27 protein-coding genes and 1 pseudogene are annotated in these 24314 nt (G+C 67.5%); 18 read left to right on the top strand and 10 right to left on the bottom strand.

What is annotated here, in order from left to right; all coding sequences use genetic code 11:
* Positions 1-10 precede the first annotated feature (10 nt).
* The 3 genes from ACYQ07_RS02775 to ACYQ07_RS02765 all read left to right on the top strand — a co-directional run bounded on the left by ACYQ07_RS02775 (position 11) and on the right by ACYQ07_RS02765 (position 2479).
* Positions 11-1687, top strand: a complete 1677-nt coding sequence (locus ACYQ07_RS02775; RefSeq protein WP_459877065.1) for an acyl-CoA mutase large subunit family protein — start codon at positions 11-13, stop codon at positions 1685-1687.
* 67 nt (positions 1688-1754) lie between these two features.
* Positions 1755-2003 carry a UPF0175 family protein gene (locus tag ACYQ07_RS02770; protein ID WP_459877062.1) on the top strand — a complete coding sequence of 83 codons (249 nt, stop codon included), beginning with the start codon at positions 1755-1757 and terminating at the stop codon, positions 2001-2003.
* The gene (locus ACYQ07_RS02765; RefSeq protein WP_459877059.1) at positions 2000-2479 is read left to right on the top strand and encodes a PIN domain-containing protein; all 480 of its coding nucleotides are present in this window, start codon (positions 2000-2002) and stop codon (positions 2477-2479) included. Before ACYQ07_RS02770 ends, ACYQ07_RS02765 begins: the two co-directional genes overlap by 4 nt.
* Before the next feature lie 35 nt (positions 2480-2514).
* On the opposite strand, the gene ACYQ07_RS02760 is transcribed toward ACYQ07_RS02765, so the two are convergent.
* Together ACYQ07_RS02760 and ACYQ07_RS02755 are read right to left on the bottom strand one after the other, a co-directional pair.
* Positions 2515-2829, bottom strand: a complete 315-nt coding sequence (locus ACYQ07_RS02760; RefSeq protein WP_459877056.1) for a YbjQ family protein — start codon at positions 2827-2829, stop codon at positions 2515-2517.
* Between the two features lie 98 nt (positions 2830-2927).
* Positions 2928-3764 (bottom strand): DUF2267 domain-containing protein, encoded by an 837-nt coding sequence (locus ACYQ07_RS02755; RefSeq protein WP_459877054.1) that lies wholly within the window; start codon positions 3762-3764, stop codon positions 2928-2930.
* A 27-nt stretch (positions 3765-3791) separates the two neighbouring features.
* Between ACYQ07_RS02755 and ACYQ07_RS02750 the strand changes: the two genes are divergently transcribed.
* From ACYQ07_RS02750 to ACYQ07_RS02725, 6 genes are all read left to right on the top strand, one after another.
* Complete coding sequence (locus ACYQ07_RS02750) at positions 3792-5513, top strand: DNA polymerase/3'-5' exonuclease PolX (protein ID WP_459877052.1); 1722 nt, start codon at positions 3792-3794, stop codon at positions 5511-5513.
* A 95-nt stretch (positions 5514-5608) separates the two neighbouring features.
* On the top strand, positions 5609-5995 hold the full coding sequence (mce, locus tag ACYQ07_RS02745; RefSeq protein WP_459877049.1) for a methylmalonyl-CoA epimerase: 387 nt from the start codon (positions 5609-5611) through the stop codon (positions 5993-5995).
* 69 nt (positions 5996-6064) lie between these two features.
* Positions 6065-6343, top strand: a complete 279-nt coding sequence (locus ACYQ07_RS02740; protein ID WP_459877046.1) for a zinc ribbon domain-containing protein — start codon at positions 6065-6067, stop codon at positions 6341-6343.
* Between the two features lie 161 nt (positions 6344-6504).
* Positions 6505-6936, top strand: a complete 432-nt coding sequence (locus ACYQ07_RS02735) for a DUF8062 family protein (protein ID WP_459880203.1) — start codon at positions 6505-6507, stop codon at positions 6934-6936.
* Positions 6937-7024: 88 nt separating this feature from the next.
* Positions 7025-7693 (top strand): phosphate ABC transporter permease, encoded by a 669-nt coding sequence (locus ACYQ07_RS02730; RefSeq protein WP_459877043.1) that lies wholly within the window; start codon positions 7025-7027, stop codon positions 7691-7693.
* 105 nt (positions 7694-7798) lie between these two features.
* Positions 7799-9772 (top strand): ATP-binding protein, encoded by a 1974-nt coding sequence (locus ACYQ07_RS02725; RefSeq protein WP_459877040.1) that lies wholly within the window; start codon positions 7799-7801, stop codon positions 9770-9772.
* Here ACYQ07_RS02725 and ACYQ07_RS02720 read toward each other — a convergent pair.
* On the bottom strand, positions 9760-10620 hold the full coding sequence (locus tag ACYQ07_RS02720) for a 3-hydroxyacyl-CoA dehydrogenase family protein (protein ID WP_459877037.1): 861 nt from the start codon (positions 10618-10620) through the stop codon (positions 9760-9762). The two genes, ACYQ07_RS02725 and ACYQ07_RS02720, sit on opposite strands and share 13 nt — an antisense overlap.
* Positions 10621-11184: 564 nt before the next feature.
* Here ACYQ07_RS02720 and ACYQ07_RS02715 point away from each other — a divergent pair.
* The gene (locus ACYQ07_RS02715; protein WP_459877034.1) at positions 11185-12576 is read left to right on the top strand and encodes a glycerate kinase type-2 family protein; all 1392 of its coding nucleotides are present in this window, start codon (positions 11185-11187) and stop codon (positions 12574-12576) included.
* Positions 12577-12612: 36 nt separating this feature from the next.
* Here the strand turns inward: ACYQ07_RS02715 and pdxA are convergent, their stop codons facing one another.
* From pdxA to ACYQ07_RS02700, 3 genes are read right to left on the bottom strand one after another with little or no spacing between them, the layout of a single operon-like run.
* Positions 12613-13629 (bottom strand): 4-hydroxythreonine-4-phosphate dehydrogenase PdxA, encoded by a 1017-nt coding sequence (pdxA, locus tag ACYQ07_RS02710; protein ID WP_459877031.1) that lies wholly within the window; start codon positions 13627-13629, stop codon positions 12613-12615.
* Positions 13622-14947, bottom strand: coding sequence for a four-carbon acid sugar kinase family protein (locus ACYQ07_RS02705; protein WP_459877029.1), 1326 nt, complete (start codon positions 14945-14947; stop codon positions 13622-13624). The genes pdxA and ACYQ07_RS02705 overlap by 8 nt, the downstream gene beginning before the upstream one ends.
* Positions 14944-15372, bottom strand: coding sequence for a universal stress protein (locus ACYQ07_RS02700; RefSeq protein ID WP_459877026.1), 429 nt, complete (start codon positions 15370-15372; stop codon positions 14944-14946). Before ACYQ07_RS02700 ends, ACYQ07_RS02705 begins: the two co-directional genes overlap by 4 nt.
* Positions 15373-15474: 102 nt before the next feature.
* Here ACYQ07_RS02700 and ACYQ07_RS02695 point away from each other — a divergent pair, with 102 nt between their 5' ends.
* Positions 15475-16857, top strand: a complete 1383-nt coding sequence (locus tag ACYQ07_RS02695; protein WP_459880200.1) for a GntP family permease — start codon at positions 15475-15477, stop codon at positions 16855-16857.
* Positions 16858-16904: 47 nt separating this feature from the next.
* On the opposite strand, the gene ACYQ07_RS02690 is transcribed toward ACYQ07_RS02695, so the two are convergent.
* Positions 16905-18227 carry a nickel pincer cofactor-dependent isomerase, group 22 gene (locus tag ACYQ07_RS02690; protein ID WP_459877024.1) on the bottom strand — a complete coding sequence of 441 codons (1323 nt, stop codon included), beginning with the start codon at positions 18225-18227 and terminating at the stop codon, positions 16905-16907.
* 513 nt (positions 18228-18740) lie between these two features.
* Between ACYQ07_RS02690 and ACYQ07_RS02685 the strand changes: the two genes are divergently transcribed.
* The 7 genes from ACYQ07_RS02685 to ACYQ07_RS02655 all read left to right on the top strand — a co-directional run bounded on the left by ACYQ07_RS02685 (position 18741) and on the right by ACYQ07_RS02655 (position 22831).
* A complete protein-coding gene (locus ACYQ07_RS02685; RefSeq protein ID WP_459877022.1) occupies positions 18741-19949 on the top strand; it encodes a hypothetical protein in 1209 nt (402 codons plus the stop codon).
* Positions 19946-20419: a hypothetical protein gene (locus ACYQ07_RS02680; protein WP_459877019.1), complete on the top strand. Its 474-nt coding sequence runs from the start codon at positions 19946-19948 to the stop codon at positions 20417-20419. The genes ACYQ07_RS02685 and ACYQ07_RS02680 overlap by 4 nt, the downstream gene beginning before the upstream one ends.
* A gap of 35 nt (positions 20420-20454) precedes the next feature.
* Positions 20455-21018 carry a hypothetical protein gene (locus ACYQ07_RS02675; protein ID WP_459877017.1) on the top strand — a complete coding sequence of 188 codons (564 nt, stop codon included), beginning with the start codon at positions 20455-20457 and terminating at the stop codon, positions 21016-21018.
* Between the two features lie 92 nt (positions 21019-21110).
* Positions 21111-22040 (top strand): shikimate kinase, encoded by a 930-nt coding sequence (locus ACYQ07_RS02670; RefSeq protein WP_459877015.1) that lies wholly within the window; start codon positions 21111-21113, stop codon positions 22038-22040.
* 4 nt (positions 22041-22044) lie between these two features.
* Positions 22045-22341, top strand: a complete 297-nt coding sequence (locus ACYQ07_RS02665; RefSeq protein ID WP_459877012.1) for a chorismate mutase — start codon at positions 22045-22047, stop codon at positions 22339-22341.
* Between the two features lie 95 nt (positions 22342-22436).
* Entirely contained in the window at positions 22437-22589 is a 153-nt protein-coding gene (locus ACYQ07_RS02660) for a hypothetical protein (RefSeq protein ID WP_459877009.1), read from the top strand.
* Positions 22586-22831 carry a type II toxin-antitoxin system VapC family toxin gene (locus ACYQ07_RS02655; RefSeq protein WP_459877006.1) on the top strand — a complete coding sequence of 82 codons (246 nt, stop codon included), beginning with the start codon at positions 22586-22588 and terminating at the stop codon, positions 22829-22831. The genes ACYQ07_RS02660 and ACYQ07_RS02655 overlap by 4 nt, the downstream gene beginning before the upstream one ends.
* A 267-nt stretch (positions 22832-23098) precedes the next feature.
* Here ACYQ07_RS02655 and ACYQ07_RS02650 read toward each other — a convergent pair whose 3' ends face one another.
* The 3 genes and pseudogenes from ACYQ07_RS02650 to ACYQ07_RS02640 form a co-directional block, all read right to left on the bottom strand.
* Positions 23099-23224, bottom strand: coding sequence for a hypothetical protein (locus ACYQ07_RS02650; RefSeq protein WP_459877003.1), 126 nt, complete (start codon positions 23222-23224; stop codon positions 23099-23101).
* A gap of 282 nt (positions 23225-23506) precedes the next feature.
* Positions 23507-23785 (bottom strand): annotated as a pseudogene (locus ACYQ07_RS02645) (DUF7967 family protein); the annotation flags it as partial.
* 122 nt (positions 23786-23907) lie between these two features.
* Entirely contained in the window at positions 23908-24294 is a 387-nt protein-coding gene (locus tag ACYQ07_RS02640) for a hypothetical protein (protein ID WP_459877000.1), read from the bottom strand.
* Between the last annotated feature and the right edge of the window lie 20 nt (positions 24295-24314).

Below are 24314 nucleotides of genomic sequence, written 5' to 3'. Positions count from 1 at the left end.
CGTTTCGATAATGTTCGACCCCGACGAATTGGCGGAGATCCGCGAGGCGAAGGAGTCGTGGGAGGCGGAGACCTACGGCCCCACCGTCGAGCGGTTCGGGGAGCGCAAAGAGGAGTTCACCACCGACACCGGCGGGACGGAGGTCGACCCGCTGTACACCCCGGCGGACATCGACGACCACGACTACCGGGAGGACGCCGGCTTCCCCGGCGAGGAGCCGTACACCCGCGGCGTCTACTCGACGATGCACCGCGGGCGGACGTGGACGATGCGGCAGTACGCCGGGATGGGCACCGCCGAGGAGACCAACGAGCGGTTCAACTACCTGCTCGACCAGGGCTCCTCCGGGCTCTCGATGGCGTTCGACCTTCCCACGCAGATGGGGTACGACTCCGACGCCGCGATGGCCGAAGGGGAGGTCGGGCGCTCGGGCGTCGCCATCGACACCCTCGACGACTTCGAGACGGTGTTCGACGGGATCCCGCTGGACGAGGTGTCCACCTCGATGACGATCAACGCGCCCGCCAGTGTGCTCCTTGCGATGTACGTCGCGATGGGCGACGAGCAGGGCGTCCCGCGCGAACAGCTCCGGGGGACCATCCAGAACGACATCATGAAGGAGTACATCGCGCGGAACCTCTACATCTACCCGCCCGAGCAGTCGATGCGGCTCATCACGGACATCTTCGCGTTCTGTGCCGAGGAGACGCCGAACTTCAACACGATCTCCATCTCGGGGTACCACATCCGCGAGGCGGGCTCGACGGCGGCCCAGGAGGTCGCGTTTACCCTCGCGAACGGCGTCGAGTACGTGCAGGCCGCCGTCGACGCGGGGCTCGACGTGGACGACTTCGCCCCGCAGCTCTCCTTCTTCTTCAACGCGCACAACAACATCTTCGAGGAGGCCGCGAAGTTCCGCGCCGCCCGCCGGATGTGGGCGCAGATCATGGAGGAGCGGTTCGGCGCCGAGAACCCCAAGTCGAAACAGCTGAAGTTCCACACGCAGACCGGCGGCTCCACGCTGACGGCCCAGCAGATCGAGAACAACGTCGTCCGGGTCTCCTATCAGGCGCTCGCCGCCGTGCTCGGCGGCACCCAGAGCCTCCACACCAACGGGAAAGACGAGGCGCTGGCGCTCCCCACCGAGAAGTCCGTCCGGACCGCGCTCCGCACCCAGCAGATCCTCGCGCACGAGTCCGGCGCCGCCGACACGATCGACCCGCTTGCGGGCTCCTACTACGTCGAGAGCCTCACCGACGAGGTCGAGGAGGACGCCTTCGACATCCTCGACGAGATCAAGCGCCGGGACGGGATGCTCGAAGCCGTCAAGAGCCAGTGGGTGCAGCGCCAGATCCAGGATGTCGCCTTCGAGCGCCAGCGGGAGATCGAGCAGGGCGAGCGCGTCATCGTCGGCGTCAACGAGTTCGAGGTGGACGAGGAGCCGGCAATGGACCTCGAAGAGGTCGATCCCGAACAGGAGGCGGCCCAGAAGCGCAGTCTGGAAGCGGTGAAAGCCGACCGTGACACCGAGGCCGTCGAGGACGCGCTCGCCGCGCTCCGCGAGGCGGCCGCCGGCGACGAGAACGTGATGCCGTACGTGGTCGACGCCGTGAAGGCGTACGCGACGGTCCAGGAGGTGTGTGACGTGTTCCGTGAGGAGTTCGGGGAGTACAAGCCGAGCGGGTAGGTGTGCCGAAGAGCCCGGACTCCATCGTGGGTGATTCGTTAAGTAGGATGCCGGCGTAAGTGGGCGTATGAGCAGTATCGACGTTCCGCCCGACGTGCTCGACGCGATCGCGGCCCCGCCGGAGGAACGGGAGCCCATCGTTCGTCAAGAGCTGGCGGTCTCGCTCTATCGGGAGGGGTATCTGTCGTTCGGAAAGGCTCGGGAACTCGCGGGGCTCTCCAAGGGCGAATTCCACCGACTGCTCGGTGACCGAAACGTCGATCGACACTACACCGAGGCTGATCTCGCGCTCGATGCCGAGTACGCTAGGAAATGACGGTCGTCTCGAACACCTCTCCGCTGCTCAATCTTGCGTTGATCGATCGGTTACCACTGATCGAGTCGCAGTTCGATCACGTGGTCGTTCCGAGAGAGGTGTGGGACGAGTTACTGGACGGTTCTCACGGAGTCGACAGTCTCGAGGAGTTTCGAGACGCCGGCGGTATCAGTGTCGTTTCGGCCAACTCGACCGACCTTCTGACGGAGTTCAACAGGGAACTCGACCGTGGAGAAGCGGCGGCACTCGCACATGCAGTGGACATCGACGCGGATCGCGTGCTATTGGACGAACGTGAGGGGCGTGCGGCGGCGACGCGACACGACATCCCCGTTACGGGCGTCGTCGGCATTCTTCTTCGTGCATCGAGCCAAGACGCTGTGGACCTCCGTTCTGAACTGGACGCGCTCCGTGAAGCGGGGTTCTGGATCTCCGACGAGCTCTACGAGCGGGCGCTTCGGATGGACGAGGAGTGAGGAGGGCGCCATAGAGGCGCCCAGAGACGCCGACCCTACCGCAGCTTCACCGCCGTCCCGTACGCCAGGATCTCGGCGCCGCTGTCGGCGATCGACGAGGTCGTAAAGCGGACGTTGACGACGCCGTCGGCGCCGAGCGCCTCCGCCTCCTCAACCATCCGCCCCTGCGCCTGATTCCGGGCGTCCGTCATCAGCTCCGTGTACCCCTTCAGCTCGCCGCCCGCGAGATTGCGAAGTCCCTGCGTGATGTCGCGGCCGACGTTCCGGGCGCGGACCGTGTTCCCGCGCACGACGCCGAGCGTCTCGACGACTTCCGTCCCTGCAACCGTGTCCGTGTTGGAGAGCTCCATGGGCTCCTCTGGTCGCGTGGGTGCTTAAAAGTAGGCTGCGGGGCGCGAGTCGACGGACTCGCGACGGACGGCGGACCCGCCATCGGCCAGTGACCCCGCTACCGGCCGACGATCGGGTCGAGGACCCCGGCGAAGTCGTCGGGGAGCTGGTCGGCCATGCGGTCGAGCTCGCGGTTGGGCACCATCCCGGCGACCACGTCGCTGACGGCGTCGGCGTACGCCGCGGCGCGCTCCTCGTCGACATCGGCGCGCTCGGCGACGCGAGCGAGGAACTCCTCTCGGCCGAACGCCCCGGACTCGTCGACCGACACGTCGACCATCCACTCGCCGGCGGGCTCGGGGAGGAAGTGGACCACGTCCTCGACCTCGCCGGCGGAGAGACGCTCGCCGAGCGTGCGGAGAGTCACGCGGGCGGCGATCTCGGCTTCGTCTTCCGGCAGGTCGGTTGCGTCGGCGACCGCCTCGGGGAACGACTCGGCGAGGAGAGCCCCACCGGTCTGGAACGCACGGTCGTACTCCGGCGGGAGCTCCGCGAGCACGTCGCCGAGCTCGGGTTCGCCGGCGATCCGGGAGACTGCGGCCATCACGGCACGAACGCGGAGTTCCGTCTCCTCGGCGTCGACGCCGGTCTCCTCGGCAACGTGGTCGAGAAACTCGTCGTACTCCAGCGGCTGTGCCAGCGGCTTGAGGTCGGAGTCGGTGACGTCCTCCGCGAACGTCGCCCGGAGGAACGATGCGAGGTCGCGCGCTTCACCGGGACGGAGGCTCGCGCCCAGCGCCTCCAGCGTCGCGCGGACGGTCGCCTCCGCGTCGTCGTCGGAATCGAAGTCGGCCCCCTTGCGGGTGTGCCGGACGAGTTCTCGGGTCATCGGGTTCGATAGGGAGGTTCGACGGGTCGCCGGGTAAATCGTGTGGCCGTCCCCGCCAGCAGACATATCGGGAAGCCGAGCGCAACGCCAGATATGAAGAACGAGGAGGTCGCGGAGGTCCTCCACGAGATCGCGGACTACCTCGAGATCGAGGGTGTCGAGTTCAAGCCGCGGGCGTACCGGGCCGCCGCGAGCAACATCGAGGCGCTCTCCGAACCGGTCGAAGAGGTGCACGAGCGCGGCGAGCTCCAGGAGATCGACCGCGTCGGCGCGTCGATCGCGGAGAAGGTCGCCGAGTACGTCGAGACGGGACAGATCGAGTACCACCAGGAGCTCGCCCGCGATCACCCGGACGACATCGAGGCGCTGACGCGGGTCGAGGGAATCGGCCCGAAGCAGGCCCAGCGGCTCTACGAGGCGCTGGGCGTCTCGACGCTGGAGGAGCTGGAGCGGGCCGCCCGCGAGGGGCGCGTCGCCGAGATCGAGGGCTTCGGTGAGACGAGCCAGCAGAACGTCCTCGACCACATCGACGTGGCGCTGGCGGGCGAGGAGCGCACCCTCATCGGCCACGCCTTCGACCGCGCCCGCGGGATCCGCGACCGCATCGCCGATGTCGAGCACGTCGACCGGGTGCAGATCGTCGGCTCGTTCCGCCGGCGCCGACCCACGATCGGCGACGTGGACGTGCTCGCCACTGCGAGCGACGCCTCGGCCGCGATGGACGCCGTCACGTCGTTCGACGATATCGAGGAGGTGATCGCCACCGGCGAGACCAAGACCTCGGTGAAGATCGGCGGCGAACTCCAGGTCGACCTCCGGATCGTCGACGAGGCGTCGTGGGGGAGCGCCCTCCTCTACTTCACCGGCTCGAAGGACCACAACATCGTCGTCCGGGACCGGGCGACGGACCGCGATTGGAAGCTCAACGAGTACGGCCTCTACGACGTTTCGGACGTGCCCGAGGGGGAGTCCGGTCAGCGAGTCGGCGAGAAGCTCGCCGGCGAGACCGAGGCGGGCGTCTACGACGCGCTCGACATGGCGTGGACCCCACCCGAGCTCCGCGAAAACACGGGGGAGGTCGGCGCTGCGGCCGCCGGCGAACTCCCCGATCTCGTCACGGTCGACGACATCCGCGGCGACTTCCAGTCGCACACCACGTACAGCGACGGCGAGCACACCGTCCGTGAGATGGCCGATCGGGCCGCCGAGCGCGGGCTGGAGTACCTCACGATCACCGACCACGGCCCCGAGCTCGACGTGGTGGCGGGGGTGCAGGACCGCGAGGAACTGCTCGACCAGCGTGCGGCCATCGACGCCGTCAACGACGACCCCGAGCTCGACGTGACGCTCCTCCACGGGCTGGAGGCGGAGGTGACCGCGGACGGCCTCGATGTCCCCGACGACTGGTGTGACGACGTCGACGTTCTCGTCGCCGGGATGCACCTCCAGCCGGACGACCCGACGGGCTGCCTCGTCGAGGCAATGGAGGCGTGTCCCGTCGACGTGCTCGCCCACCCATTGAACCGTCAGATCCACGAGCGGGAGCCGCTGAACCTCGACCTCGACCGTGTCGTCGAGGTCGCCGCCGCGGAGGATGTCGCCATCGAGATCAATGGCCAGCCGAAGCGGCTTGATCTCGACTGGGGGGAGGTGAAACGCTACCGCGAGGACGTCGAGTTCGCGCTCTCCTCGGACGCCCATCGGGTCAACGCCCTCGACTACCTCGATCTCGCCGTCTCGCAGGCCCGACGCGGCTGGCTGGAGGCCGACGACGTGGTGAACACGCGGTCGGTCGACGACCTCCCGTTCGTGTAGCTCGGCTTCGTGGGCCCGCCCTCGCCGTCGTCACCCGCGCGTCTTCGTCCCCCGCGTCGTCCCCTTTTAAGTCGCCGGCGCGGGTGCGCACCGACATGGAGCTCGACCACGTCGGCGTCGCCACGCGCGACGTTACCGACCTCGCGTCGCTGTTCGACGACCTGCTGGCGGCGCCCGTCGCCCACGAGGAGCGATTCGACGGGATGCACGTCGTCTTCCTCGAACTCGACGACGGGAGCTACCTGGAACTACTGGAACCGACCGAGGGCGGCACCATCTCCCGGTTCCTCGACCGGGAAGGCCCGGGGATGCACCACGTCGCCTTCCGCACCGACGACATCGAGGCCGCCCTCGACACCGCCCGCGAGCACGGCGTCGGCCTCGTCGACGAGGAGCCGCGACCCGGCGCGTGGGGCCACGACGTGGCGTTCCTCCACCCCGGCTCGACCGGCGGCGTGCTCGTCGAGTTCGTCGAGCACTGAGTGCGGCGGGGCACGACGCGTCGAGTCGCGAACGCCGTTTATAAGTCCCGGAGGCGCGAACCGTCGGTCGTGCCACGCGACCGCGTCCGCTGTGTCGACTGTCGGGAGCCGATCCCCTCGGATGCGCGGATCTGCCCCCACTGCAAGTCGGTTCAGCCCTCCCCGCTGATCGACGCGACGGTCGTCGCGCTCGGCGTCTTCTGTTTCGTCTTCGGGATCATCCTCGGGTTCATGACCCGCGGGACGATCCGGCTGGTCGGCTACACCCTCATCGTCGTCGGCATCGGCCTCGCCGTCGGCGGGTACACCCGCTACATCGACCGGCAGGCGGAGCGTCGCGCACGATAGGCGAGCCCCAACGCTTTCCCCGCCCGCTCCCCGAATATGCGGCAGTGACCGACGACTACGACCCCTCCGACCGTGACGCCGACGATTCCGGGGACGGCGGCGACCCCGAGGGGGCCGGCGATCTCCCCGCGTTTCCGGCCGACGACGCCGACGTTCCCGACGTGCCGCCGAGCCGCGACCCCGCCGACCCCTCCGGCGGGAGGTTCAAGGACCCCGACGCGGTCGACGACCTCCCGACCGTCTCCTGTACGCGGTGTGACCGCGAGTGGGACCTCGCCTACGAGCTCGACGAGCTGTCGGCGGGCAACCGCGCGCTCGAACAGTTCGCGATGGACCACGAGCGCCACACCGGCCACTATCCCGACGGCGTCACCCCGTGGACCGTCGACTGCCGGCAGTGTCCGGCCGCCGACCGCTTCCTCGCGGAGCGACCGGCACGCCGGTTCGCCCGCACCCACGCCCGCCACACCCGCCACCAGATCGACCTGGGGAAGCCGGACGCGGACGTGGCCGAGACGGTGACCGGGCCCACCGGGGGCGACGAGCCGGGTGACGAGCCCGCCGACGGCCCGCCCGACATCGCGGACGACTGAGGGGCCCCGCAACGAACGCCGACCGCGCCCGAAACCGCCATCCGCCGAAGCGCGACCTTTTAAGGGCGAAGCCGGCGCACCACCTCGTATGGTCACACCAGTCGACGCCGGGCTCGTCGTCGCGGGACTGCTGCTCGCGTTCGTCGGCGCGGCCGTCTCCGTTTACGCGGTCACGCTCTCGGGACTGCTCATCGGCGCCGGCGCGGGGTACGTCCTCGCGCCGAACCTCGTCGGGCTCATCGCCGTCGACGGCATGCTGCTCACCGGCGGCGCCGTCGGCGCCGGCGCGCTGGCCGGCGGCTTCCTCGCGTACGCCGGACTCAAGTTCGCGGTGCTGGGCATCGGCGCGGTCGTCGGCGCGTTCCTCGGCCGGTTCGCCGTCGGCCCGCTGTACGCCGCCGACGCCGCCGGGCTGGAGGGAACGGCCATCCTCGTCGGCGCGACGCTCGTCGGGATGGCCGCGGGCGCGCTCTGCGGGTTCGTCATCTCGCGGACGACGCTCGTGCTCTCGACCGCCTTCATCGGCGGCGCCTTCGCCTCCCGCGAGCTCACGCTGGAGGCGTTCGAGGCCGCCGGCGAGCAGTTCGCGTTCGACCCGCTCCTCTTTGACCCGCTCGCGCCAGCGTTCCTCGCGGTGTTCGCGCTCGGCGTCCTCTCGCAGTTCGGCCTGTTCAAATTCGGCTACGTGACGACGCTCGTCGGCGTGCTCCCCGGCGCTCGCCGCTGGACGGCGAGCGACGACGACGAGGAATCGTAGCGGCGTCACCCTCGGAGAACGACCGGTGGTCCGGTGGTTCATACCGTCGTCCGCAGTGCCCGCCGAGGTCGAAGCATTAAGGATAGACGACGACGTGATAGGGGTATGAATGGCGGACCGCGGCTGCTCGTCGTTGCCGACGACGGCTCGACAGGAGCGCCGCTGGCGTCCGCGGTCGCCGAGCGGCTTCCCGACGCCGAAACGCACGTGACGACCGTGGTGGAGGACGCACGGACCACCCTCGTCGACCGTCCAGTTGACTGCCTCGTCGTCGTGGTCGCCGACCACGAGGCTGACGCGTTCACGCTGGTCGACGACGTTCGCCACCGCGCGCCGCCGCTCCCGGTCGTGGTGGTCGGCGGCGACGGCGCGACGGACCGAACTGCCGTCCAGGCGTTTCGTGCGGACGTCGACGCGTACGTCCCGAGCGACGACGACCCACGGGCGGCCGCCGACCGAATCGCCGACGTGCTCGCCGAGGAATCCACCGGACGAGGCGACCCGGAACGGACGGACCCCGTCCCGGAGCCGAGCGTCGCCGCGACCGGCATCGCGACCGTCGAGGCGATCCCCGACCCCTTCCTCGCGGTATCGGCGCGCGGCGACTTGGTCGAGTGGAACGCCGCAGCCGAGCACTTCGCCGACGACCCCGAGCGGCTCGACGCGGACGGACTCGACGGGATGCTCGCGTCACCCGAGGCCGGCCGATTTCGCCAGGCCGTCGAGGGGATAGCGCCCGGGGACACCGTCGGCGTCGTGGTGGAGTTCGACGACCCGGCGGACGGCGTGATCCCCCACGAGTTCATCGGCGTCTGTCTGGAGCGGTCGGATGGCGGCGTCGCCGCCTGCGGCGTCGCCCGCGACGTCTCCGTTCGTCGCCGGCGCGAACAGGTGCTCCACGGTCTCCAGCGGGCGAGCCGCGATCTGATGGCAGCCGAGACCGTCACCGAAGTGGCCGAGCGCACGGTGGCGGCGGCGAGCGACGTCCTCGGCCGCCCCCAATCGGGCGTCCACCTGCTCGACGAGTCAAGCGCGACGTTGCGCCCGGTGGCGGTGAGCGAGACGGGACGAGCCGCGCTCGGCGAGGACGTGCCGTCGCTGGGCCCCGGAACGCTGGCGTGGGAGGCGTTTCAGGCTGGTGAGGTCCGCCGGTTTGCGGACGTGCGGAACGGGGACACCCTCGAAAACCCGGAGACCGAGATCCGGAGCGAGCTGATCGTCCCGATCGGCGACCACGGCGTGCTCATCGTCTCCTCGAACGACCCCGCGGAGTTCACGCCGTTCGACGAGACGTTCTCCCAGACCCTCGCGTCGACGGCCGCTGCCGCCATCGAGCGCTCCGAGCGAACGGAGCTACTCCGCCAACGGGAGCGCACGCTCACCGAGCGCAACGAGACGCTCGACCGGTTCGTCGCGACGGTGTCACACGACCTCCGGTCGCCGCTGACGGTGGCGTCCGGGCGCGTGGAGCTCGCGGCCGAGACCGGAGACACCTCGCATCTGGAGCCCGCCGCCGACGCGCTCGACCGGGCCGAGGAGATCGTCGACGACCTGCTGACGCTCGTGAAACAGGGCGAGTCGATCGGCGACGTCGAGCGCGTCGACGTGGCGATGGTCGCCCGACAGGCATGGACCGGCGTCGACACCGGCGACGTCGAGCTGGTCGTCGGCGACGATGTCGGGGCGGTGCAAGCGGACCCCGGCCGACTTCGCCAGCTGTTCGAGAACCTCTACGCGAACGCGATCGAGCACAACGAGACGATCGAGACGGTGTGGGTGCGCCGGGAGGACGGGACGCTGGTCGTCGAGGACGACGGCGAGGGGTTCGAGGCGGGCGCCGTCGACAAGCTGTTCGACGCCGGGTTCACGACCGAGGAGGAGGGGACCGGGTACGGGCTCTCCATCGTGGCGGAGGTGGCGAACGCGCACGGCTGGACGGTGGGGGCGGACGAGGGGACGGAGACCGGCGGTGCGCAGTTCGTCATCGACACCGATCCGCCGGACGGACCCGTGGAGGCGGAGTCCGCCGACGCGGAACCCGGGGCCGACTCGGAGGAGAACGACGCTCAGCCCTCGTAGTCGTAAAATCCCGACCCGGTCTTCTTGCCGAGGTCGCCGGCGGCGACCTTCCGCTTGACGAGGTACGCGGGTTTGTAGCGGTCGCCGAGCTCCTCGTGGAGCGTCTCGCTGGCGTCGAGCACGATGTCGAGCCCGATGTGGTCGGCGAGTTCGAGCGGCCCCATCGGGACGTTCGTGCCGAGTTTCATCCCGCGGTCGATGTCCTCCTTGGTGGCGACGCCCTCGTCGTACGCGCGGACGCCCTCGTTGATCCACGGCATCAGGATCCGGTTGGTGACGAAGCCGGGCTTGTCGTCGGACTCCCAGGTCTCCTTGCCGAGGTCCTCGGCGAAGGCGTGCGCGAAGTCGACGACGGCGGGGTCGGTTCGCTCGCCGACGACGACCTCGACCCCCTGCATCACGGGAACAGGGTTCATGAAGTGGAGTCCGACAACCTCGCTCGCGCGACCGGTGGCGCTCGCGATGGTCGTCACCGAGAGCGTGGAGGTGTTCGTCGCGAGCACCACGTCGTCGTCGGTCACCTCGTCGAGATCCGCGAAGATCGACCGCTTGATCTCCATCTCCTCGACGGCGGCCTCGACGACGAGGTCGGCGTCCGCGAGGTCGTCGAGCGCGGTGGTGCCCGTGATCCGGTCGAGCACGGCGTCCGGCGACTCGTCGATCCGGTCTTTCGCCGTAAGGCGGTCGAGGCTCGACTCGATGCTGTCGAGGCCGTTTTCGACGTACTCAGTCTCGATGTCGCGCATCACCACATCGTAGCCCGCGGTCGCCGCGACCTGTGCGATGCCGTTGCCCATCGTGCCGGCGCCGACGACGCCGACCGTCGAGATGTCTGCTAGTTCGCGCATACCCGACCCTGCCGGCGGACGGATCGTAAGTATTGCGAAAAGCGGGTCGGGTGTATCGGCCGGATCAACTGGACCCGTTGAGTCGACACCCGCTCCCTCCGATTACCAAGAGCAAGGAGAATACCTGCGGCTGAAGCCGCAGGATAAATCCGACAACAATGAACCAACGCTCTTGTGTAGCACATTGTTGATGGAGAGCTCTCTTGCGATTCTGTTGTGAGCGGGACAGGTCAAGAACGTGGGCTACAGCGGTTCTGACGGCCAACTACTGAGTGGTGTCTGCAACGGGAAGTTGTATCAACAATCTCCTGCAGAAGAGAGGTCTACGCTCTTGTGTAGACCATTGTTGGTGGAGCGCTGTCTGGCGATTGTATTGTCTCCGGGATTGGTGACCTGTCTCAGCAGAATGGCCGTGTAACGGCTTGAACGGGGGCATCCCTTGCTCCGACAGACTCCTCACAGCAGTCACCAACAATCTACGCCACAAGAGCGTTGCAGGGTATGGGTCGCTGAGGATCCGGGACCACCCGCAAGTTCAAGCGTCGCGACGACGGTGCTGCGTATATGCCCGACTTCAAGCCCACACCCCCCGACCGTCCCGCCCGGACGCGGGCCCACGATCTCGCTCTCGACTGTCTGCTCGACGGGATAGCCGCCGCCCACCCGGAGCGGCTGGCGGACGAGACGCTCGTGGTCGACGACGGCGTCCTCACGGTGAGGCCAGTCGACGGCGAGTCCGCCGCCTACAACCTCGACGACTACGACCGCGTGGTGCTACTCGGCGGCGGGAACGCCGCGGGGACTCTCGCCGCGGCGGTCGCCGAGCGACTGGGCGCCCAGCTCGACGACGGGGTGGTCGTCACCGACAGCCCGCGGGAGGTGCCGTCGGTCGAGGTGCTGCCGGGCGACCATCCCGTGCCGAGCGAGCGCGGCGTCGACCACACGCGGCGGCTCCTCGACGTTGCCGCCGACGCGGGCGAGAACGACCTCGTGGTCGTCCTCGTGACGGGTGGCGCGAGCGCCCTCCTGGCCGCGCCGGTTCCGCCGGCGGGACCGGCGCCAGGGATCAGCCTTCAGGACCTGCGCGAGACGACGGACGCACTGCTGGCCTCCGGCGCGTCCATCGACGAGATCAACGCCGTCCGGAAACACTGCTCAGCAGTGAAGGGTGGCCGACTCGCCCGCGTTGCGTCGCCCGCGACGGTCGTGACCCTCCTCGTGAGCGACGTGGTCGGCGACCGGTTCGACGTGATCGGGAGCGGTCCAACGGTGCCGGACGCCTCCACGTATGCCGACGCGACCGCCGTTCTCGACCGCTACGACCTCGACGTCCCCGGCGCCGTTCGCGATCACCTCCGTGCGGGTGTAAGTGGCGAGACCCCCGAGACGCCCGGGCCGGAGGATCCGGCGTTCGACCGCGCGTACACTCACCTGATCGGATTCGGGAGGAACGCGCTCGACGCGGCCGCCGAGACCGCGCGGGAGGCGGGGTACGATCCCGTCCTGCTCGCGTCCGGCGTGACTGGCGAGGCGCGGGAGTCCGCCCGGACCCACGTCGCCATCGCCGAGGAGTGCGTCGAGAGCAGCTCCCCGGCCGAGCCGCCCGCCGTCCTGCTGTCGGGCGGGGAGACGACCGTGACGCTCGCCGAGAACCCCGGCGAGGGCGGACCAAACCAGGAGTTCGCGCTGAGCGCGGCCGCAGCGCTCTCGACGGAGGGCGTCGTGGTCGGGAGCGTCGACACCGATGGTATCGACGGCGCGACCGCAGTCGCCGGGGCGGTCGTCGACGCGGCGACGGTCGCGAAGACGGACGCTTGGGACGCCCTCGACCGGAACGATGCGTTACCCGTCCTCGAGGATGCAGGCGCCCTCATCGAGACGGGTCCGACGGGAACGAACGTTAACGACCTTCGAGTGATGGTCGTGCCATCGAGCGACGGTGGCGGAGTGGAGTAGACTGGCAGCGACCGGCCGATGGCGTGACCGGGTTCCTCAGTTCGCGTCCTGACGCCGCCGGGCGATGTCAGCGGCGAGTTCGACGGCGTCGACGAGGCTTGCCTCCGAGGCAATCCCCTCGCCTGCGATGTCGAAGGCGGTGCCGTGGTCGACGCTCGTCCGGATGATGGGGAGGCCGATCGTGACGTTGACTCCCGAAACGGCGTCGCCGCTTGAGAATCCGAGCATCTTGATCGGGATGTGACCCTGGTCGTGATACATCGAGACGACGCAGTCGTACGCGCCGCTCGCCGCCTGCACGTAGACCGTGTCGGGTGATTCGGGACCAGTCGCGTCGATCCCCTGCTTGCGAGCGCGCTCGATAGCCGGCTGGATCTCCGTGTCTTCCTCGTCACCCAAAAGCCCGCCATCGCTCGCGTGCGGGTTCAGCCCCGCAACCGCGATCGAGGGGTCCTCGACGCCCATATCCCGGAGCGCCTCGTCGGTCACCTCGATCGTGTCGAGGACGTTCTCCGTGGTGACGAGATCACACGCCTCCCGCAGCGGGACGTGCGTGCTCACGTGAGTAACCCGGAGCTCGTCCTCGACGAGCATCATCGAGTAGTTCTCCGTTCCGGTGTAGTCGGCAAGCATCCCCGTGTGTCCGGCGTACTCGCTTCCCGCGAGCCCGGTCGACTGCTTGTTGATCGGCGCTGTGACGATGGCGTCGATCACCCCTCCGCTCGCGAGCTCGATGGCACGCTCGACGTACTCGAGACTCGCCGCGCCGTACGCCTCACGGACGACCCCGTACTCGAGGGCGTCGACGTTGTCAAGATCAAGTACGGGGATCACGTCCGTCTCGAACGCGGCGTCCGCGACCCGGCCGATCGCCCGCACGTCGAGCTCCGATCCGCATACGTCGACCGCGTCGCGCACTACGTCTGCGTCACCGACAACGAGCGGTCGAGCCACCTCCAGCAGCGTCTGATACGCGGCGACGATAACTTCGCTGCCTATCCCTGCCGGGTCTCCCATCGTCACGCCGACGACGGGACGGGAGCAATCACTCATTAGGGGTCTCTAACAAGTCGAGACAATTAACGATGACTCCCCGGTCACCGAACCCCCCGGCTTTTGTCATCACTCGGGTGCCCGCAACGGCACCGTCCTCGATCCATCCTTCCGGGACGCCGGCAGCCCCTTCACTGCCGGTGACTCCAAGCGCGGTACAGTCGAGCGCGTCGATCGTCTCGCGGGCCACGTCGCCTCCGGTGAGGAACAGTCCGGTCGGATCCACCGGGTTGGGGACGTCCCCGGTCGGCCCGTCGGTGACCGCGGCTCGGGCCGTCCCGGCCAGCGCACGGGCGATACGGTCCCCCGGGTCGACGCCGCCCTCATTCGACCCCTCTCGACCGCTTCCGAGCCGCTTGGCGGCCGCCGCCGCCCGGTCCACGTCGTCCGCCTCAACGGCCGCCGTGACCACGGCTCGACCGTTCCCGTGAACCCGGTCGGCGAGGGTTGGGGCCACGGCTTCCGCCACGGCGTCCGGGTCCCGGACGGCCGCCGCGGGGTCGAGACGGACGACGCTCCTTTCCTCTAGCGCGTCGAGCGCGTCGAACGTCCGCGGGTTGACGGACCCGACGACGCCGATAACTCCATCGCCGGTTCGTGGCGGTGGGAACCGGGGGGTCGGGTCGCCGGGGACGGCGATGTGCTGGGCCAGCCCCCCGCTGCCGACGTATAACGGGTTGACCGGCGCGTCGGCCGTTCCGGTGGCGACCGCTGCGAGATGGTCCGCTGTCGTCGCGTCACAGACCAGCAGTACCGGCCTTTCCGCGGCACTGACCACTGCAGCGAGCGAGTCGGCGACCGCGTCGGCTCCCGCTTCGACGGTCGATAGCGGAAGCTCCTCGACGGAGTAGTGCGAGCCGCCAAACACGGCGGTCAGAGCGGAACGGTCGACCCCGTAGCCGGCGTCCGCGAGTGGGACCCCATCGACGTAGTGGGTGCCCTCGTGGGTCGTTCGGCCCGTCGAGGGGAACGCCGGCGCGACGACGGCGATATCCGCCTCGCTGGCTCCGAGCGCGGCGTCGACCTCCGCGACCACGTTGCCCCGTAGCGTCGAGTCAACCTTCTTGTACGTCACCCCCGCGTCGACGCCCGCCACCACGCCGCGGACGCGCCGTGCTGCCTCGTGCTTGTCGCAGTTACGGCTATCGGCGTCGACCGCGACCACGTCGTCAACCGGAGGATTTTGCGCCGGACCGAGTACGCCCCCGGCGAGCAGGCGGACCGACACCCCACGACCACGGGTAGCAAATCCATGTGCTGAATCGAGCGTCCCGGTGAGGTCGTCAGCGACGACGAGCGCACGTGGCGAGTCGCTCACTCCTCGGTCATCACGGCGAGGACCGGTCGATTGGCTTCGAGGAGCAGTGACTGGGTGACGCTGCCGAACAGTGCCTTTCCGACGGGCGACCGAGAACGACCACCCACGACGAGGTATCGGGCATCGACCTCCTCCGCGTACTCGAGGATCTCGGCTGCGGGTTCCCCGACTCGACCCACCGCAACGTACTCGTCCGTGATGCCATCAGTGGCTTCCGAGATCACCCGCTCGGCGAGCTCCTGAGCCTGCTCCGTGGTAACGTCCTCGGTCATCTCGATGTACTGGTTTGCAAGACGACGGTGTTCGGACTGTTCGTAGACGAATATCACGTGTAACGGCTCGTCGTAGGCGCGTGCGAGATCGGCCCCCTCCTCGACGTTCCGGGCAGCGTGGTCCCCCTCGTCGATAGCAACAACGATTGACATGGATAGATAATTTTCGTTCATTTTATAAATACTCTGTCATAGGGGATGGCTCTGCTTTGACATGAAGAATTAATAATAATGATGGATCACCCATTGGAGTATATGGTGTTAGAAAGCCCCATAATTCCGTTCCTGGTCGGGCTCGTATCGGTCGTCGCACTTCTTGTGTGGCTGAAACTTCCGGCGTTCGTCGGGCTCGTCATCGCCGCGATGGCGATCGGGCTCACGACGCCGGAGCTGGGGACCGGTGAAGTACCGGCACAGGTCGCCGAAGAGTTCGGGGGTGTCATGGTCGACATCGGGATCCCGATCCTGATGGCGGCCATCATCGGTAAGGCGCTGATGGACAGTGGCGCCGCCGACCGGATCGTTCGGGGGTTCCTCTCGATCACCGGGGAGGACCGCTCGGAGTACGCGCTGCTGGGAAGCAGCTACGTACTATCGGTTCCGGTTTTCTTCGACAACGTGTTCTACCTGCTCGCCCCGCTTGGCCGCTCGATGAAGGCCCGGACCGGCGTGAAATTCTCACTGTACATCTCCGTGCTCGCGTCAGGCGCGCTCGCGACGCACATGCTGGTTCCGCCGACTCCCGGCCCGCTCGCGATGGCAGCCGAACTCGACGTTGATCTTGGACTTGCGATCGTCGTTGGTGCCGCCGTCGCGCTCCCAACCTCGCTGCTGGCCGGCATCGGCTACGGCCGGTTCCTCAACAAACGGGAGGAGTTCCCCCTCCGTGAGGCGATGGGGTCCTCGCCCGAGGACCTCAAGGAGAAGACCGAGCGGCCCATCTCGGAGCTGCCGGGGTTACTGGAGTCCTCGCTCCCCATCGCCGTCCCGGTCGCGCTTATCGCCTCAAGCACCATCGCCGGCTTCCTCGTGGACGCCGGTACCATCCCGGAGGAGGGCGGGATCGTCGTCGCCACATCGTTCCTCGGCGACCCCAACTTCGCGCTCACCGTCGCCGCTCTGCTGGCGGCGTTCACCCTCTACCGGATGGAGATGTCGGGTAACCGCGACCTGTTCAACGACGAGATCACCGACGCGATCAAAAGCGGGGGGAACATCATCGCCATCACCGCCGCCGGTGCCACCTTCGGCGGTATGCTCGCCATCGCGGGAGTCGGCGACTGGATCGCCGGCGGGCTCCAGGAGCTGGGCCTTGGCCTCCTGTTTGCCGGCTGGGCCATTGCCGCCGTCATCCGCGTCGCACAGGGGTCCGGAACCGTCGCGATCCTCACCGGCGCAGCGATCATGGCACCACTCGCCGGAGACTTCGGTGCGAATCCCGTCTACCTGATGATGGCGATCGGCTTCGGCGGCATGATCGCCCCGTGGTACAACGACAGTGGGTTCTGGGTCGTCAGCGAGGTCGCCGGTATCACCCAGATGGAGACGTTCAAGACGTACTCCGCGGTGTGTACCGTGATGTCGATCTCCGGACTGGTGCTGGTGTGGGTGCTCCAGCTCCTGGTTCCGATGACGTAAGGGAGCGGCCCACCCAGACTACTTTTTGATCGCCCCCGAGCGCGAACTCAGTACGGATCCGCGGGAAGGCTCCCGTCCTCAAACACGAGCGGCTGCGAGGGGCCGACTTCGAAGTCGTTTCGCTCCCGGAGCTCGGCGGCGACAGGCTCGGAAACGACGAGCCGGTTCGGCTCCATCGTCGACCGTATCCGGGCGACGCGGAGATCCTTCGGGGAGACGACGCCGGTCGTCGAGCAGGCGAGCAGCAGCGCCGTCTCATCGTCCGGGACGACGAACGGGATCTTCGCTCGATTCGTCTCGCCGCTGGTGACGATGTTGACGTACGTGTCCGTGAAATCGATAGCCTCGACGAACTCCCTGTGGACGAAGTCGGCGAGCCCGACGCCGAGGGCATTCCCGTGGGACGGCTCCGTCAGCGAGCGCGCGTACACCCGAGTAACGTTCGGCGTCTCGGGCTCCGACTCCCCGTGAAAGTGGTAGCGGCCGAGTACGTTCGTGTCCATTCCGGTTCCGGACTTGTCCTTCCCGGCCGCGTCGACGACGAGCATGTCGAGCTCGTCGATCGGGAGGTCGGCGAACTCCTCGTCGGCGAGCTCGAGCAGCTTCGGCTCCCGCTTGGGGATCGCCTCGGCGTTCACACCCTCGATGTGGGCGGCGCGGTCGTTCGCGTTCTCGATGAGCGCGACACCGCCGACGATCGGGGTCTCCTCAAGCAGCACGTCCATCCGATCGACGATCACGTCCGCGAAGTCCGTCGCGATTGCCGCGTTGTGCAGTGACTCAGCACCACGGTGCTTTCCGAGCCCGACGACAGCTATCTTCGAGAGTCCGCTCTCCACGTCTCCGCGGAAGTCGGTGTGGAGCTTGACCCGGTTTGCCAGCAACACGGCGTCCGCCTCCAGCGCGTCGACGGCCGCGTACACCGGCCGGCCAAGGTCGTCCGTGCCGACTACCTCTACGTCCATCGACGACCGAATCGGACAGCCCATCTCCGGCTCGCCGTAGCCGAGCGCCTCCAGCGTCTCGACCTGTCCCTCCGCGGTGGCGCCCCCATGGCTCCCCATTGCCGGGATGATGAACGGCTCGTATCCACGTTCGTCGAGTTCGGCGACGACCGCCCGGATCACGGTCGGCATGTCGTGGATTCCCCGGCTGCCGACCGTGATCCCGATCTCGGAACCTTCGGGGAGCGTGTCGGGGGCGTCGCCAAACGCGTCGATCGAACCGACGGCGGCCCGGGCGGAACCTGTCAGATCGTCGACCGCCAGCGGGTCACTACGGCGTCGTGCAACCGCGAATTCGGGGAGGTCCGACGCGGTGTAATTGTTCGCCCCTCGCAGCGCCTCGGCGTCCGGGAACTCCAGATTCACGTCGCCACCCCACGACCCGCTCGGCTGCGGACCTCCCGTCGGATTCGGTGCTCGTCGGAGAGCGTTCGTCCGCCCGTGGCTTCCGGAACAGTGCTCGCAAGCTGTACGGTCATCGGCGGGAATTGCGCTCGAACGTCCTTAATGATGCCCCTCGTGGAAGGAAGGGTGTCAACTTTAGCTGAGAGGATTACGGTGAAGTTACTGTGAAACGCGTCAATCTGCGAGTTTTCGGTGAAGAAGGCAAGCTAACTCGGCTTCTGAGAGAGTTTTCGGATTACGGGGAACGTCAGCTGCAAAGTCGATCGCTTCAACGACGCTCTCGAGGTCTTGAGTTACCACGAGTTCGGCAAGCTTGGCGGCTGTTTTATCCGAGATTGTGACTGTTTGGTGTATCCATCTGGCGGCATAGATTCCCGTCTCGGTCGTATTACTGTGAAATCACCCGACTCTAAGGTTGACACGGCTCGTGTCGTCTGGGCCACGTTTAAGGCCGACCGGCGGGGAAAGTGTGACATGAAACGGACGCGCCGCGGGCTCCTCGGTGCGGGCGCCGGGATCGCCGCCGGGCTGGGGGGCTGTCTGGACATCAGCGGAGTCGAGTACTCCGATGCCGACACGCCGGCCGAATCGTCGGCCGTGAGCGCTACTGACGGTGATGAGCCGGAAGACGCGGACGCGTTCGACGCCGCTGACGACCCGCACAATCCCGATCTCGCGGCGGCGACGCGCGAGGTGTTCGCCGACTTGCGGTGGTTCGCCGAGTCGTACAATGCGGCGGTTAGCGACTACCGCGAGGCGGTCGGTGCCGTCGCTAGCGCGGCTGCGGACGCCCACGAAACCGTCGAGGAGACCGGTGAGCCAACCGACGATCAGGTTGCGGCGATCGAAGCCGCCGGCGAGGCGGCCATCGAGACGGTGAACGACGTGCTCGTCCCACACTTCGACAACCGGTCGCGGCTCCGATATCTGGTGAACGACCACGTGACGGTGTTAGACCGGTTCGTTGCGCGCGACGACGCCGACCGCTTTCTTGAGGAGCTGCGGCGAACCCGGTCGAGCTTCGCGAGCGTGGGCACGGCCATGTACACGGACCGTCGCTTTTCGCGGAACCCGATCCACAACCACCGCCTCCTCCGGCGACTCGTTCCGCGTGCGCCCGACGACCGGTTCGTCTCACTGCGCTTCGACGATGATGCGCTGGAGACGTTCGCCTACGATCCCTCCGTCGAGGAGGACGGTGAACGCCCGGTTTCGCTGTACGGCAATGGAATGGACGACGCCGCAGTCGACCGTTTCCTCGACCAGCTCGGTCCGGTTGTCCAGCACGAAGACCGCGAGGCCGGCCTGCTCGTCGACGTGGCAATTCGCCCGGACCGTGACGAGGGATTTGAGGGATGGCCCCGGGATCTGGATGGCGTTCCCCTTTACGTACAGCGCTACCCGAATGCGGAGACGGCCGCCGAGCGCCTCGACCGGATCACTGCCGCGGCGACAACCGCCGACCGCGAGCCGATCGGCGTCGACGAGGACGTGCGCTGGCACCGACTGTACCACGACCACGCCCCCGGTGGCCGCGAGGCGTTCGACGAGCACGAGGGCGTCCAGTACGGCTACGTCGTCCGTGCCGAGGAGTTCCTGTTCGCGACCGGCTTTTCGGGTGACGCGTGGGAGGAACGCACCGGCTGGCGCGGGCCGCTCATCGACGCGTGGGCGCTGCAGTGACGCCACCAACGCGTCTCTCGGCCGCCGCCCTTCCCGCGGGCGCGTTCCTCATCGCCGGCGTCGGCGTCGGCATCGTCGGGTGGGTGACCACGGGGTGGGCGGAGGCCGCCTTCGCGACCGAGGCGACCGGCGACGCCGAACGGTTCGGCCCGATCTTCGTCGCCCAGCTCACCCTCGCGATCACGACTGCGGCGCTCGTTGGCGCACCGCTGCTCGCCGCCGTGCTCGGCGTTCTCGTCGGGTCACGGTCGTTCGATGCCGGGGAGGGCGCCCTGGTTTCGGGAGTGGGCGCCGGTGTCGGCGCGCTGCTGTACGGGCTCGTCGTCGTCGCGCTCGTCGTTCTGTCAGGGGGCGAGGCGGCCTCGCAGTCCTACGACGCGTCCGAGGCGCTGTGGCCGGTGGTGGCGACGGCGGTCGCCGCCGGGCTGGTTGGTGCAGGTACGGGCGCGCTGGGGGCGGGAGCCTCGTGACCAGTTTTAACTCCGACGGGGGCGAACCGCGACCGATGGCGGACTCCTCCTCCACTCGTCGCCGGCTGCTCGCCGCGGCGACCGCCCTCTCCACCGGCGCGCTCGCGGGCTGTTTCGAGGAGGTCGACGATCCGACTGCCGGGGACGGGGTCGCCGGTGACGGGGGTGACGATAGTGGTCCCGACGAGGACGACGAGGGCGACGTGGAGCCCGACGCAGACGGAGCGGACGACGAGACCGGTGACGAGGAGACCGACACACCCGACCCCACTCCGGAGCCGGCCGACCCCGCCGAATCGGGGCTTCGAGTCGTCGAGACGGACCACACGGTGCGGGATGACGGGACGATTGAAGCCGACATCACCGTCGAGAACGTCGGCGAATACACCTACAGCCACATCGAACTCCGGGTGGACGCCTACTACTCGTCACCCGGTCGCTCGGCGGAGGAGGCAGTCGGCCACGAGTATGCCGAAATCTCCGGGTTCTCGTCCGGAACACGGACGTTCGAGGACGTCGAGGTGGACGTCGACTCCTCCGCCACCGACCCCGATCGCTTCCGCGTCGACGCCGCCGTACGCCGGGCGGATCCCGAGTAGTGGAGGAAACCCGGCCCGGATCAGCAGCTCCCACCCGCCGCCAGCCTCGCCGTAACCGCCAAGCCTTTGCCCGCTCTCCTCGGCGTGCTCACATGGACGGACGGGCAGCCGCGCTCGGCGCCGGCACGGTGTTGAACGCGCTCGCGACCGGCACGGGAGCGGCGTTCGGCATCGACGTCGAGACGCGCGCGACGGTGACTCTCGAACCCGACGGCGCGGTCGTCGGCGAGATCGCCGAGGACCCCGACGCCGACACCGCGCTCATCGAGCGGTGCGTCTCGCTCGCCACCGAGCGCTGGGGCGACGGTGAGGGCGGCACGGTCCGCACCGACAGCGACGTGCCGCTTGCCGCCGGGCTCAAAAGCTCCAGCGCGGCCGCCAATGCGACCGTGCTCGCGACATGTGACGCGCTCGGGCTGACGGTCGGTGACGGTTCGAGCGACGACGGCGACGGCACCACCGGATCCACCGGATCCCCTGACCCCGACGTAACCCGTCTCGAAGCCTGCCGACTCGGCGTGCGGGCGGCCCGCGAGACGGGCGTCACCGTCACCGGCGCGTTCGACGACGCGACCGCGTCGATGCTCGGCGGCGTCTGTCTGACGGACAACACCGAGGACGTACTTCGGTCGCGCGAAGCGGTCGACTGGGACGTGCTCGTGTGGACGCCGCCCGAGCGCGCCTACAGCGCCGACGCGGACGCCGCACGCTGTGAGAACGTTGCGCCGATGGCCGACCTGGTCGCCGACCTCGCCGGGGAGGAGCGCTACGCGGAGGCGATGACCGTCAACGGCCTCGCCTTCTCCGCCGCGCTGGGCTTCGACGACGACCCCGCCGTCGACGCCATGCCGCACGCGACCGGCGTCTCCCTGTCGGGCACCGGCCCGAGCGTGGTCGCCGTCGCCGACCCGTCCGACCCCGACGCCGACCTCGACGCCGTCGCCGACGCGTGGAGCGACCGCCCGGGAACCCTCCGGCGGACGACGACGCGCAACGACGGCGCCCGAACCCTTTCAGAGTGACACCATGAGCACTAACACACCCAACCCCGAGGAGATGACCCTCGACGAACTCCGACAGGAGATCGAGGACATCGACCGCGAGATCGTCGAACTGATCGCCCGCCGGACGTACGTCGCCGACACCGTCGCGCAGGTGAAAGACGAACGCGACCTCCCCACGACCGACGAGTCACAGGAGCAACGCGTGATGGACCGCGCCGGCGAGAACGCCGAGCAGTTCGACGTCGACGCCAACCTCGTGAAGGCGATCTTCCGACTGCTGATCGAGCTGAACAAAGTGGAGCAGCGGGAGAATCGGTAGGACGCAACACCCTCGAACGCCCAAGAGTGCGGTCGAATCGGGGACAGCGTGCGACCGGCCAAACTGATTTATAATCATCTCCTCTACTCGTCGGTATGGGAAGCTACGCGACGCCGCCGGATTGGTCGAGACAGACCGACGGAGACGACGAGTCAGGGGACAAGCTCGGCGACCTACTGTCGGGACGACTGGCTGATATCGATATCGACTCCGTCGCGGCGGTACGCGAAACACGAGAACGTCGATGAAGGTGTTCGTCGACACGAACGTTTTCGTCGCCAGCCTCACGGACGAACCGGGTCGGGGCGACGTAGCGACCGAACTCCTGAACGGAAGTTACGAATTCTGTACGTCGATTCTCAATCTTATGGAGATTCGGTCGGTGTTGACGAAAAAGAAACGCGTGGAACAAGAGCGTGTCGAGGAGGTACTGACGGATGTTTACGGGAGGCGGCGCTGCTCGTCGGGCTCCAGCAGACTGACGACGTGATCGGCGTGCTGCGCGAGTGGGGCTACGCGCTGGAGTGACCGCGGCGCCAACGCCTACTCTCGAAGCGCGTCGACGACATCCACAAGTTCGAAGAGCCGTAGGTCGTCTCGCTCGGCGTCGAGCAACACCGACAGACGTTCCGCACGGATCCGCGTCCGTTGCTCCGCATTGACGCTGCAAGCATCGACGGCGCGCCGATCACGAGATCAAACGAGGCTGCGGTCCCCGACCAGACGGTCTCCTTCTCCCCCCGTCGTCGTGACCGGACTAGTCCACGGGGCGGACTGTGTCACCATCTCGTTGCACACGGTCGAATTTCGGGAGATACACGATTCGGTCGAGAGCCTCGTCTGTGTCCAGTTCCAGCTCGGCGGCCAAGTCTTCGGCGGTCATTGGTTCGTCGAGTGCCGGGGACGACCAGGTCAATATATTTCGTCGCCCCTTTGAGGTCTCGCAGCGACATTGCGCCACCACCAATCAGGAAGATGGTGAGCGGGGCTGAGAGGCCATCCCCAATGCGCTGGAATTCATTCTCGATGTACTCGCGTCCGAATGTTGGTCTTATTGTGGTAGTGGCACCTCGTAGTCAGCCGCGATCTCTTGGAACTCGTCCCACTCCGGGAGCTGGTCGTCGTTGACCTCGCCGTGCGTCTCGAGATAACGGAGTAAGGCGTTGATGTCGTCTGGATCGTGGACTTCTGACATACGTTGGGCTTCGGCGGCGTACTGCTCTCTCAGGTCTTGGCCGTCGACGGTGCCGAGGTTGTCGGGATCGGCGGTGACGGCGGCTGTCGTGTCGCGAACGTCGGTGAAGGAGGTGAGTGCCCGCTCCTTGCGGAAGTACCGCTCACCGTCGGTGGTGGTGTACGTGAGGATGATCAGGTTTTGCTCGTCGTCGGAGTACGTCCGCTCGACGAGCCACACGCGAACACCGTCGTCGGAATCTGTCGTCATACGTCGTGGTTCCGGATGCGGCAGGAAATAGGTCGGCCTGCCCTATCGGTGTCCGTGGGTCTCGCCCCGGTGGCTGCCTTGCGGGGCGAGCGAAGCTCGTACTCAGATGTTGGCATTCGCAACTACAGCCGTTGTCTGAGTGATCTGATTGCTAAGAGGAGATACACTACTCCGATGATCCGTACCCCCTTTGTGAACTGATCGTTCCACTCAACCTGATTTGGATGCTCGTAGAGGAGGGTAGTGGCGATTCTCTGGTACAGCTGGGGGAACAGGAGGAGCACAGCACCGAACGTTCCGGTGAGATTCATCATCCATGCATACGCCCGTCCTCCGAGCAGGCTGGCCGCAACCACAACAACACCTTCTGCTCGTATTCCAGAGCCGATCCACGGTTTCGTCGCACACTCGTCGGAGTTTTCGATGGCAAGCTCCTCGAAGACGTCTATCATCCTGTTCGGAAACAGTGCTGTGAGGACGCCGAGGACGCCGATAAATCCACGTATCATAGTACCTACTACGGTTGGTG

It is taken from the genome of Halorubrum gandharaense (genome assembly GCF_054654575.1).
This window is presented reverse-complemented; position numbering and strand designations above follow the sequence as displayed.